Origin of the sequence: Ignisphaera cupida (genome assembly GCF_030186535.1) — an archaeon.
Classification (GTDB): domain Archaea; phylum Thermoproteota; class Thermoprotei_A; order Sulfolobales; family Ignisphaeraceae; genus Ignisphaera; species Ignisphaera cupida.
Map to the genome: position 1 here is coordinate 84242 of NZ_JASNVW010000005.1, position 11297 is coordinate 95538.

At 36.5% G+C, this 11297-nt stretch carries 7 protein-coding genes; 3 read left to right on the forward strand and 4 right to left on the reverse strand.

The features are described from left to right. Positions 1-2 precede the first annotated feature (2 nt). Positions 3-1406, reverse strand: a complete 1404-nt coding sequence (locus QPL79_RS07760) for an MATE family efflux transporter (RefSeq protein ID WP_285274241.1) — start codon at positions 1404-1406, stop codon at positions 3-5. A gap of 226 nt (positions 1407-1632) precedes the next feature. Here QPL79_RS07760 and QPL79_RS07765 point away from each other — a divergent pair, with 226 nt between their 5' ends. Continuing rightward, positions 1633-2667 (forward strand): aldo/keto reductase, encoded by a 1035-nt coding sequence (locus QPL79_RS07765; RefSeq protein ID WP_285274242.1) that lies wholly within the window; start codon positions 1633-1635, stop codon positions 2665-2667. 135 nt (positions 2668-2802) lie between these two features. Next, positions 2803-3027, forward strand: coding sequence for a hypothetical protein (locus QPL79_RS07770; protein ID WP_285274243.1), 225 nt, complete (start codon positions 2803-2805; stop codon positions 3025-3027). 29 nt (positions 3028-3056) lie between these two features. Here the strand turns inward: QPL79_RS07770 and QPL79_RS07775 are convergent, their stop codons facing one another. The 3 genes from QPL79_RS07775 to QPL79_RS07785 form a co-directional block, all read right to left on the reverse strand. Next, complete coding sequence (locus tag QPL79_RS07775; RefSeq protein ID WP_285274244.1) at positions 3057-3770, reverse strand: DUF72 domain-containing protein; 714 nt, start codon at positions 3768-3770, stop codon at positions 3057-3059. A gap of 262 nt (positions 3771-4032) precedes the next feature. After that, the gene (locus QPL79_RS07780) at positions 4033-6447 is read right to left on the reverse strand and encodes a plasma-membrane proton-efflux P-type ATPase (protein WP_285274245.1); all 2415 of its coding nucleotides are present in this window, start codon (positions 6445-6447) and stop codon (positions 4033-4035) included. Between the two features lie 132 nt (positions 6448-6579). Continuing rightward, entirely contained in the window at positions 6580-7914 is a 1335-nt protein-coding gene (locus tag QPL79_RS07785) for a glycosyltransferase family 2 protein (RefSeq protein ID WP_285274246.1), read from the reverse strand. A gap of 98 nt (positions 7915-8012) precedes the next feature. On the opposite strand from QPL79_RS07785, the gene QPL79_RS07790 reads away from it, so the two are divergent. Further along, complete coding sequence (locus tag QPL79_RS07790) at positions 8013-11027, forward strand: glycosyl hydrolase (protein ID WP_285274247.1); 3015 nt, start codon at positions 8013-8015, stop codon at positions 11025-11027. Positions 11028-11297 lie beyond the last annotated feature (270 nt).

Consider the following 11297-nt stretch of genomic DNA (forward strand, 5'->3'; position numbering starts at 1 on the left):
ACTTACATTAACTCATGTTTTCTTATAACTGGTTTTGTCCACGAACCTTTCGATACCCATGCAACAGAGGCTATGCCTGAGAATATGTTGCTTAGTGCAAATGCTATCCAAATTCCTGTAGAGCCCATGTACTGTGATAGTATGTAGCCTAGCAGTATTCTTATTGCCCATAGTCTTACAATTCCTATTATTGTTGGATAGAGTGTGTGACCAGAGCCTCTACCAACAGACATTCCAACAAAGAATAAGCCAAAGAATGGAAGTGTTGAAAGTGCATAGGTGAGAAAGTTCTCTGTTTCCCTATATATATTGCTAGATACTGGGTCTTCTAATGTTAGAAACAGTGATATGATGCCTCTTCTAATGTTGTAAACAACTAAAGCCCCTACTGCAACACTTGAAGCAACTACTAGAATGGACATTTTTGCGTAGTGTTTTGCTTTATCAATTTTTTCAGCACCAAGACATTGACCAACTGCAATAGCTGTTGCCTGTGTTAATCCAAACAATGCAGCATCTGCAACATCGATAACAGTAAATCCTATTCCCCAAGCAGATGCTGCTACAACACCAAACATGTTTATTAGTCTTAGCTGAAATGTGAATGCAAGTGAGTTGAGAATGTTCATAGCAAGTACAGGAGTGCCTATGCGAATTACTGACTTTAGCCAAAAACTGTCTATGTCTCTTGTAAACATTTTCTTTATGAACGGAAATCTCTTGGTAGTTGCATAAACAAGTATTGCACCTCCAACAGCACGAGACAAAACAGTGGCTATGGCTGCTCCAGCAACCCCCATTCTTGGAAAAATCCACATCCCCATAATCATTAGCGGATCTAGAACAACATTCAACAACGCTGAAACAGCGTTAACTATAGACGGTGTTCTTGTGTCTCCAATGCTTTGAAGAATAGTTGAAAAACATAAAACAAAGTAGCTTGCAGAAAGATCAAATGCTATTATTCCAGAATACTGCATAACAGCATCGTAAAGCTCCTGGGGAACAGATGTTACAGTACCAAACATTAAAGGTCTGAGCAGGTAATATGCTAAACCAAAGAATATTCCAAAAGATGTTGAAACAGTAATGTACTGTTTAACAGCTTCAGCTGCTTCATCATACATTTCAGCACCAACATACTGAGAAATTAGTGCTTGATTAGCAGCTCCCAAAGCCATGGCAAGAGCCTGGAAAAGCATAACTGTTGGCCAGATTTGTCGAGGAACACTTACAAAGATTGGTGAGTATTGGGAAAGCCAAAAAGCATCAACAATGTTATAGGAGATGTTAACAAGCTGAACCATGATAATGGGAAGACCAAGCCAAAGTAAAGTTTTGGTGGTAGAGCCATTCAAAATCCTATCTCTATATTCATTAAAAAATCCTCTGCCAAGCCTACTCAACTAACTCTCACTTCACTAACAATATATTCTTCAATTTTATTTTATTTAGACTCTAAACTAATTATATTTAATTTAGTATTGCATCAAGCCCTAGTATATAAATTTTTGTATTTTGTATGGATAGAAGTAAACACGGTTTTACAGTGAAATATGTTCACGTTCTGTGGTATTGTCTACACCGAAAAGTTTTATAGACTCCAACTCTATGTTTTAGAATGTGATGGAAATGAAGTATGTGAGAATTTCTCATAATAGTGGATTAAAAGTTTCTGTATTGTGTCTAGGCACGTGGTATTTGCCTAGAAGCAATACAAAGGATAGTTTTGGCATATATGAAGTTGATGTTGATGGGACTAAGAGGTTGTTGAAAAAGGTGATTGATGCTGGAATAAACTTTATAGATACTGCTAATAGGTATCACGGAGCTGTTGCACCAGTTCCACTTACACATGTTGGCTATGTTGAGAAGCTTTTGGGGAAGTTGCTCAAGGAGCTTAATGTTGATAGAGAGAGTCTTGTCATAGCAACAAAGGTTGGTGGTGACATGGCTTCTTGGCCAAATGGAACAGGGCTTAGCAGAAAGCATGTAATGTGGCAAATTAGGGAAAGTTTAAGTAGGTTGCAGATGAGCTATGTAGATATATACTATGCCCATAGATTTGATCCTGAAACACCAAAGAGAGAGGTTATGTCAACTTTTAACGATCTTGTTAGAATGGGGCTTGTTAGATACATTGGCATGAGCAATATACCTGCTCCCGACTTGGTTGAGTATCAAATGATTGCTGATGAATATGGCTATGAACCTATAACAGTTCTTCAATATAGATACAACTGGCTTGATAGATCAATAGAATCTGATATAATACCTGTGGCAAAAAGATTTGGCATGGGCTTAGCAGTATACTCACCCCTAGCCCAAGGTCTTTTAACAGGAAAATATGTTGATGTGAAAACAGGAAAATGGGTTATTCCACCAGGGTCAAGAGGGGAAATATCTGAGGGGCTGAGAACAATGTTTACAGACGAAAACTTGAAGAAGTTGATAAAATTTGTTGAATTTGCACAATCAAAAGGTGTTACACCAACGCAACTAGCAATTGCATGGATATTGAAAAAATCTGAAGAGTTTAATACACCAATAATACCCATTATCGGAGCGACAAAGGAAAACCACATTGATGAAGCTGTAGAAGCTCTAAAAGTGAATTTAACTTCTGATGATATGAAAGCACTTGATGAGATAAGCAAACAAAGTTAATATTTTTCTACTCTAAAGTTTTTACCCCAAAATTTTCTGCATCTTGAGTGTTACTGTTACACACAAGTGAATTTGTTATAGGCGCAGATTTTATAAGCTCTGTAAGAGTATACTCAGGCTTGAGGTGAGTGAAACATGATAAGAACAGGTATACTCAGATCAGTAACAACATCAATAAGAAACGTGTTTAGCAAAAACAGAAATGGCGCTTCCAACTCTGAGAAGAGCAGTGTGGAGAGTGTTGAAAGCATTGTGATATACAGCAACAATAGAATGAGAGACTTAGTAACATGCATACCAACATTACCTGCACCAGTATGTTTTGAAAGGGATAGAGACGGCTACATAAAGATTATGTAGAGAAGCACACTGTTTTATAGAAACATGCACTAAAAACTAGTGATTTTTTCAAGTAGGAAAGAAAGCATTTTTCTTGCGTTTTCAAGCATCCAGTGATTGTTATTGAAAAACACATACACTTTTTTAGGGTTTAAATCAATTATTTTTGTTGCCAATTCTTTTAACTCTTCATCAGAATATTCATAAGAATACCACTCCATTCTTCCGTGAAGCCTCAAATAAACTATGTTATTGCTGGAAGCAATCCAAGTAGCTATTGGAGAATCTATGGAGACAAGAGTTATACCCAATTTTTTCGCTAGTTCAATTGTTTCTTTGCTAAACCAACTAAGATCCCTAAACTCAACAGCTAGTCTATGGCCCAAGCCACTACTTTTGGAAAACATTTCAAGCTTTGCCACATTGGCTTCGCTTTTTCTAAATGTTGGAGGCATTTGAAATAGGTAAAAGTCTATGTAGGAATCGAGAGACTTAAACAACTCAAAAAACCTTTTCCAAATCTCATAACAATTCTCACTTAGTCTATGAACATGTGTTATGCTTCTATGAACCTTAACAGACCATCTAATTGGTTTCAAAGCAGTTTTTCTAGCCCATCCAACAACCTGGTTTCTGAATGGGAATCTATAGAAAGAAGCATTAAGCTCAACAGCATTAAGTTGAGAATTTCTCAAATACCAATCAAATGTGCCATCCTCATTCCAATCATACATCCAACCAGATGTACCAACATAAACCTCCATCTTTCAATTCCATTTTTTGGATTCTGATCCTGGTTCTATTGTTTGAGAGTTTCTATTTGTGTATTCTTTTAGTGTTCACTATAAATTGTGTTGAATTGGAGTTAAAAGCTTTTTAGCTAGATAAGCTCATGTGATGGTAATGATCATAAAACATCAATAGTGTAAAGAAATCATTGTTGCAATGCATGCATTGCAATGTGTGAATTGTTTGATTAAGGACGTAACATAAATTTGAACCAAAAGATGAAATTAGAAGAAAAGCTTATGTGATGTTAAATTTCTTGAATATGAGGACCTTGGCAGGATCTATTGCTATTGTAAACAATGCTGAGTATGCTAATGCAGCAACTGTTTTGTCTAGGCCTATAGGTGTTATTATTCCTCCTAATGATCCTAAGGCGATAAATGTTGCTATAACCCCGATTATTGATATTGCAAGTTCTCTACCTGGTTTAGATTTCCAGAACCAGCTTCTTTCCCTAACTATGAGAACTCTGAATTGGCTTGTGAAAACCATTATAAGTAGTATGAATGTTTGCATTTGTTGCATACTGAAGTGGTATATTGTTTGCCCTAGGTATATCGCTATTAAACCTTCTATCAAAAGCAGTACACCAAGTATTGTTGAAGCCGAGGCCAATTCTTTGAATCTCCACTTGCTTGGATTTGTTGTTGGTTTTGCATTGTCTGTTGCAAGAGACATTGTTGCAAAGTCATTTGCGAAAACCAGTAGAGTCATTCCGAGAAGTGATAAAACATCGTATCTAAGAATTATAAAGCCTATTACGAGTAGAAGTGTGAATTGAATTGTTTTAGTAACTTTATTTATTATCCACGTTAAAGCTCTTTGATAAACCTCTCTACCTGTTAGAAGAATATCTACAACACCCTCCAAACCAGGTTTCAAAAGAACAGCACCTGCAGATGCTTTGGCAACATCAGTGGCATTGGCAACAGCAATTCCAAGTTCAGCTTGTTTAAGAGCTGGTGCATCGTTTACACCATCACCCATAACACCAACAAAATGCCCATTGCTTTGCAAGCTCTTTACAATAATGTATTTATCTTCTGGATAAACCTCTGCAAATACATCAGCTTCCTCAACAAGACCTCTCCTAGCATTTTCATCAACAGACTTCAGCTTTTCAACAGTAATAGCATTTTCGCCAATACCAACCATTTTAGCAATTTCCTTAGCCACAACAACATTATCTCCAGTAACCATCTTAGGCTTAACACCAGCGCTTTTCATCATGTCAATAAGCTGTTTAGCATTTGGTCTTGGAGGATCGAACAAGGCTATAACACCAACAATCTCATAAGAGCTGGTCTCAGATTTCTTCACAGCAACAGCTAGTGATCTAAATCCTCTGTTAGCAAACTCCTCAACAATTTTCTCAACCTCCTCAACACTACTTGCATTATTAACAAGTTTTGCTATGATCTGAGGAGCACCTTTTGTTGCAATAATTCTTTCACCATCTACCTCAACAAGAGCTTCTGCTCTTTTTGTTGATGGATCAAAGGGCTTGAACTCCAACACTTTATATCTTCTCTTTGGCAATCCAATGCCTTTAGCATATTCAACTATAACAGAGTCTATTTGATCCTTACCCTCATGGCTTGATGCATAAAAAGCAAACTCAATTACATCATCTTTTGTAAACCCATTTAACGACTTTACATCAGCTATCGAAAGCCTGTTCTCAGTTATTGTACCTGTTTTATCTAAGCACATAATATCAACTGATGCAGCATCCTCAATAGCGCTAAGCCTAGTTACTAACACATCTCTTGATGCAAGTCTCGAAGCCCCAACAGCTTGCATTATGGTTAAAACAGCTGGTAAAGCAACTGGTACAGCACCCATCAATATTGTTACAGCAAATGTTGCTATAGCTATTGGAGTGTTTTTCAAACCAGTTGAAACAGCAAATATAATTGCTATAACTATTGCAGCTATCCCTATGTACATACTGTATCTAGTAATTGCAAACATAACCTCTTGTTGATGAGACTTTGGCTGAGCTATTTTAACAAGCTCAACAGTTTTCCCAAAATAAGTATTTCTCCCAGTGTTAATAACAATAGCTTTTGCACTACCTCTTCTAATAATTGAACCAGAATATACAACACCACCAACAGATACCTCAACTGGTAGAGACTCGCCAGTAAGCATTGATTGATCAACCGTTACATCACCTTCAATAATTTTGCAGTCAGCTGGAACAACATCGCCAAGCCCAAGAGCTATCAAATCTCCGGGAACAAGATACTTAGCATCAACCTGAGTCCATTTACCATCTCTCAGCACATTAGCTTTTATAGCAAGCTTAGACTTTAAAAGCTCCAAAACCTTTCTACCTGACTGCTCATGGTGAAAACCAATCACAGCATTGATAAACATTAAAGCAAATATTATTGAAGCCTCCAAATAGTGTTCAACTGCAATAGACAATACTATAGCTATTTCAAGCAACCAGGCCATTGGATTCCAAAATCTTTTCAAAAAGCTTTTCACAGGGCTTTCTCTTCTCTCCTCAACATAGTTAAAACCATATAGACCAAGTCTCTTGTTAGCCTCATCAGATGTTAAACCGTTTATGCTTGTCTCCAAAATTTTTAAGGTATCCTCAACACTAATCTTCTCAAAATCCTTGCTACTTCTAATCTGCATGCATATCACATCTTTAACCAAAGCTGAAACTAAAAACAGTTGCTGTATTTAAATAGTTTTTTCACTCACAGCAAATTCATACAATTGAGTTTTTATTATCAGAGCCTTGTACTTTGATGTGAAGAAGAGAACTTAGCTTAGTCTAATCATGGCATATACTGATGCTGTTAATATCATTAAGGATAGTGTTGCTGAGACAATGCTTTTTCTAAAAATAGCAATCGCCAATAGCACTGCAAAAAGCATTGCAATTATTGTGACTGTAAGGTCTTTGGTTTTCTCACTTGATTTGGGTGTTACCCTATATGGTATTCTAATTCCTATGAGAGATGCTATAACATATGGTATAATCGATATGGATGTTATTGCTGATAGCGCTGACGCTCTTCCACTAACATAGGGTTTGTCATAGTCTGTGAATTCTCTGTGAAACTTTGCAATATTTATAGATTCTATAGCCAATGATGCAAAAAATGCTGTAATCAGTACCGCATCCGTTACTGAACATGGTCTTGGAGATTCAAATAGTGGTGAAATACCTGCTAAAATGAATCCTATTCCAGGCAGTATTGCAATAATTGGTTGCAGTAGATAGAACAAAGCCTCTAGCTTAACCACAGTGTTTGCAGGTGATTTTATGACATATAAACCAAATCTCTTGAGAATATCTGTTGCTCCATATGCCCACCTTCTTTGCTGAATCAAATAGGCTTCAATTGTTTTTGGAGCTCCAACACACATAGGCTCTATAAGCCTTGGCTTGATACCCCTGTACAAAAGCTGTGTTCCAAGCCATAAATCATCCTGAATAACATCAACTCTGTAAAGCCCTATGCTACTCAAAATCTCTTTCCTAATAGTTACTCCACTGCCAAGTGGATATATAAACAGGTTTTTCAAGAACTTGTTTTTGTAGTATAGCCAGCTTCCATACTCAGTTAAAAAGGCTATTGTTCTAGAAATTCTAGTTAAGCCCTTGTCGCATACCCTCCACCAAGAAACACAAACATCTCTACATCTCATCATAGACTTTAGCACATCGTGATTTGGATAGCCATCAACATCTATAACAGATATGTTTTCACCAAGTGAAAATCTAGCACCATCGTTTATAGCACCATTTCTACCACCAAAACCATTGAATCTTCTCACAATGAATATTCCATCCCATAAAACAATACTATTTAGAACATCAAAAAACATTTCATTGTTAGTGTAATCAGCAACAACAATACACTCAAAAACATTTCCAAAATCATTGAAAAGCCTCATAAAATGCTTTGAATAGTTTTCAACAACATCTCTAGGCTCATTCTTTATAGGTGTTATGATGGAAAGAAAAACCCTGTCTCCTTCAACAATATCACTATGCCTTGCAACACCCACACCCCTCAGTAGAAATGCGTGGTATAAGCTAATAAAAAGTAGAGGAAGCACTATTAATGCAAGTGATATTGTTAGCAACATAGATACTATCTCCCACGAGGATTCTAATAAGTTTTCATTGTTAAACAAATAAACCTTATTTACAGCACACCTGCTTTGCTATATTGGTGGTTGTAGCATTGGCTAAAGAAGATTTGTTTAGAAATCCTCCGAAAATCTTTAGAGGAATACCGTTTTGGTCTATAAACGATTTTCTAAATGTTGACGAAGCTGTTAAGCAAATTGGTTTACTGGATGATGCTGGTTTTGGTGGAGTATTTTTCCATGCTAGAGAGGGTTTAGCTACGCCATTTCTTGGCGATGACTGGTTTAAAGTGTTTGAAGCTGTTGTTAAAGAGGCTGAGAAAAGAGGGTTAACTGTTTGGATATATGATGAGGATAGGTGGCCATCTGGATTTGCTAGTGGGTATGTACCTGCTTTGGATTCTAGGTATAGGGCAAAGTCTCTTGTTATGATTGTTGATAACAAGTGTTACTATGGCAATGACACAATCGCTATGTTTCGCTGTATACCAGATGAGAATGGTCTTCCAATAAAATGTGAAAGAATATATCAATCTGAGCAAGACCCAAGATATGTTTACCTAACATTTGTGAGATATGTTGCTGCTATTGGTGATAAGTGGTTTTCTGGTTTTTCATATGTTGATCTACTTGATGAGGATGTTGTTAAAAAGTTTGTGGAAATTGCCTACAGGCCATATATTGAGAAATTCGGAAATTACATAGGTTCTGTAATCCCTGGTGCCTTTACTGATGAACCTAATATAACATCTTCTAGACCTAGGGCAAAGCCACAGCCATTTTCATGGGTTAGAGGCCCTAGAATGCTTTTGTATAGCTTGCCATGGACAGATAAGCTTCCAGAAGTTTTTGAGAAGCTAAATGGCTATAGCGTTGTTGACAAGCTTCCAGAGCTGTTTTTCAATATTGGAAGCTATAGAAAAACCAGGTACGATTTCTGGAAAACAGTAACATTGATGTTTGTCAACTCATTCACAAAGCAAGTATATGAGTATTGTGATAGAAATGGGCTGAGGTTTACAGGGCATTTTCTAGCAGAAGATGATTTAGTGTCTCAGCTTGTTGTTGGAGCTGTTATGCCTCACTATGAATATATGCACATACCTGGCATTGATCATTTGGCTTATCAAATCTGGAACTCTCTTTTAACAGTTAAGCAAGTTGCTAGTGTTGCTAACCAACTTGGGAAGGAGAGAGTTCTTTGCGAAGCCTATGGAACTCTTGGGAACTACCCATCTTTTGAGGATAGGAAGTGGATAGGCGATTTCCTCTATGCTCTTGGAGTAAACCTATTAAATCATCACCTAGTTCCATACTCTATGAGAGGAAGAAGAAAAGCTGATTATGGGCTAAACTTTCACTGGAGTCAGCCGTGGTGGAAATACAATAGATTGATTGAAGACTACTACACGAGGTTAAGCTATGTTCTCTCACAGGGGATTAGAGTAGTTGATGTTCTCATAATACATCCAATGACTAGTGTATGGAGTGTTTATACACCTGTTAATGATTCTGAAGCAAGAAAATTGAATGAAATGTTCATGAACTTGCTGAAGAATATGCTTAAAATGCATATAGATTTTGAGTTAGGCGATGAAATGTTGTTGGCAAAGTATGGAGATGTTGAGCAAAACATGTTGAAGGTTGGTAGGGCAAGATACAAAGTTGTTTTGGTGCCTCCATCAATAAACATTTCAAGTTCCACTCTAGCACTTCTAAAGAGATTTGTGGAATCTAGAGGAACACTCATAGTTTTAGAGCCGAAGCCTACTCATGTTGATGGTGTTGAAAATAGTGAAATCCAAAGTATTTACAGCAAAGCAGTTGTTGTGAAGAATTTAGCTGAGCTATCCAATGTTTTGAAGAGTTATTTGAATGAATTTGAAATTGTTGTTGAAAGCAATGATAGCCAGGGAAATGTTATTGTGCATGCTAGAAGAGTTGAAGACAAGATAATGCTGTTTGTAGTAAACGTTGATAGAAACTCAAGTTACTCTGTAGCCATTGGTGTTAAGGGTTGTTACAGTGTTGAGGAGTGGGATCCATTTACAGGTGATATCAAAGCTTATCCACATGACTATAGAAATGAAAGAACATACATTGAATTTACTCTAAAACCTGTTGATTCAAAGCTTTTTGCCTTTAAACCAAGCCAAAGTGGCTATGCAAAAACTGAAAAATCTATTGCTTCACTTCACAAAGTTGATGAAATTAAGCTTTCTGGTGAGTGGATTGTAAGAAGAAGGGACAAAAATGTTTTAGTTCTGGACTATGCAAAACTCTCTATAGATAATTCAGAGTGGAGTGAGTTTCAGCCTCTTCCAAAAATTGTTGACCAGCTTTATTCATATGGGCTGGGAGCTAGTTATAAAGTCAGATTCGAGTTTTATGTAAAGTCAAAGCCAAAACCACCTTTGCATCTAGTTATCGAAAATCCAAAGCAATTCAGAAGAGTTGTAGTCAATGGTAATCAAATTGATGTTAATGTTGATGATGGGAAGTGGATTGATTGGAACTTCAGAAAGTATGAAATATCCAAGTATATTGTGCAAGGTCTAAACTATATCGAGTTGGAGGGGGTTGCAGGATTTGAGATAGAGATAGAGCCACTATACATTCTAGGGGATTTCGGTGTTGTAGAGTGTAGTAAGGGCTGTTCTGAAATAGTTGATGAGAAGAATAAGCTTGTTTTTAATGAGGAAATTAACGTTGTTAAACATGGCTATCCATTCTATGCTGGTGAAATGGAGTTTATCAAGATGTTTAGAATTGATCGCAATGATTTCGACAAAGCCTATTTAGAGATTGAGAAAATAAATGCTGCTTTGGCGATAATCTATGTAAATGGCTTCGAAGTTTCAAAAGCAATTTCATCATCACTACAAATCGATATAACGAAGTATGTTAGGAAAGGTGAGAATGAGTTGAGAATTTTACTTGTTGGAACTCTTAGAAATGTTCTTGGGCCTCTTCACAGAGAGGATTCACAATTCACATCACCTTTAACATTCTACATTGTTGATAATACATGGAGAGATGACTATGTTTTGAAACCATTTGGATTTAGAAATGCCAAAATAGCTTTTTATAAAGAGTCTGAAAAACAATAAATCTGCTTAAATTTTTTAAAAATTAATAGAGCTGCTTATTTTCATTAAAATTTTTAAGTCTGCTCATAACACATTAACTAGGTGTCTTTAATTGTTTTGGTGAGGTCTATTGTATCGATAAAAAATAGAAGTAAAACAAATCTAATGGTAAATACGAGAGGAACTAAATCAAAGAATGTTATTTCAACACCATTGTTGCAAATAATTCAATTCTTCTATTGAAAGCTTATGGTGAAATCAGATGAAGATGCCTATGTGGAATCCTATTGC

What these genes read in the sequence shown, in the direction of transcription:
- QPL79_RS07785 (WP_285274246.1), bottom strand. Translation starts at nt 7,914, where the DNA reads ATGTTGCTAACAATATCACTTGCATTAATAGTGCTTCCTCTACTTTTT.
- QPL79_RS07765 (WP_285274242.1), top strand. Translation starts at nt 1,633, where the DNA reads ATGAAGTATGTGAGAATTTCTCATAATAGTGGATTAAAAGTTTCTGTA.
- QPL79_RS07775 (WP_285274244.1), bottom strand. Translation starts at nt 3,770, where the DNA reads ATGGAGGTTTATGTTGGTACATCTGGTTGGATGTATGATTGGAATGAG.
- QPL79_RS07780 (WP_285274245.1), bottom strand. Translation starts at nt 6,447, where the DNA reads ATGCAGATTAGAAGTAGCAAGGATTTTGAGAAGATTAGTGTTGAGGAT.
- QPL79_RS07770 (WP_285274243.1), top strand. Translation starts at nt 2,803, where the DNA reads ATGATAAGAACAGGTATACTCAGATCAGTAACAACATCAATAAGAAAC.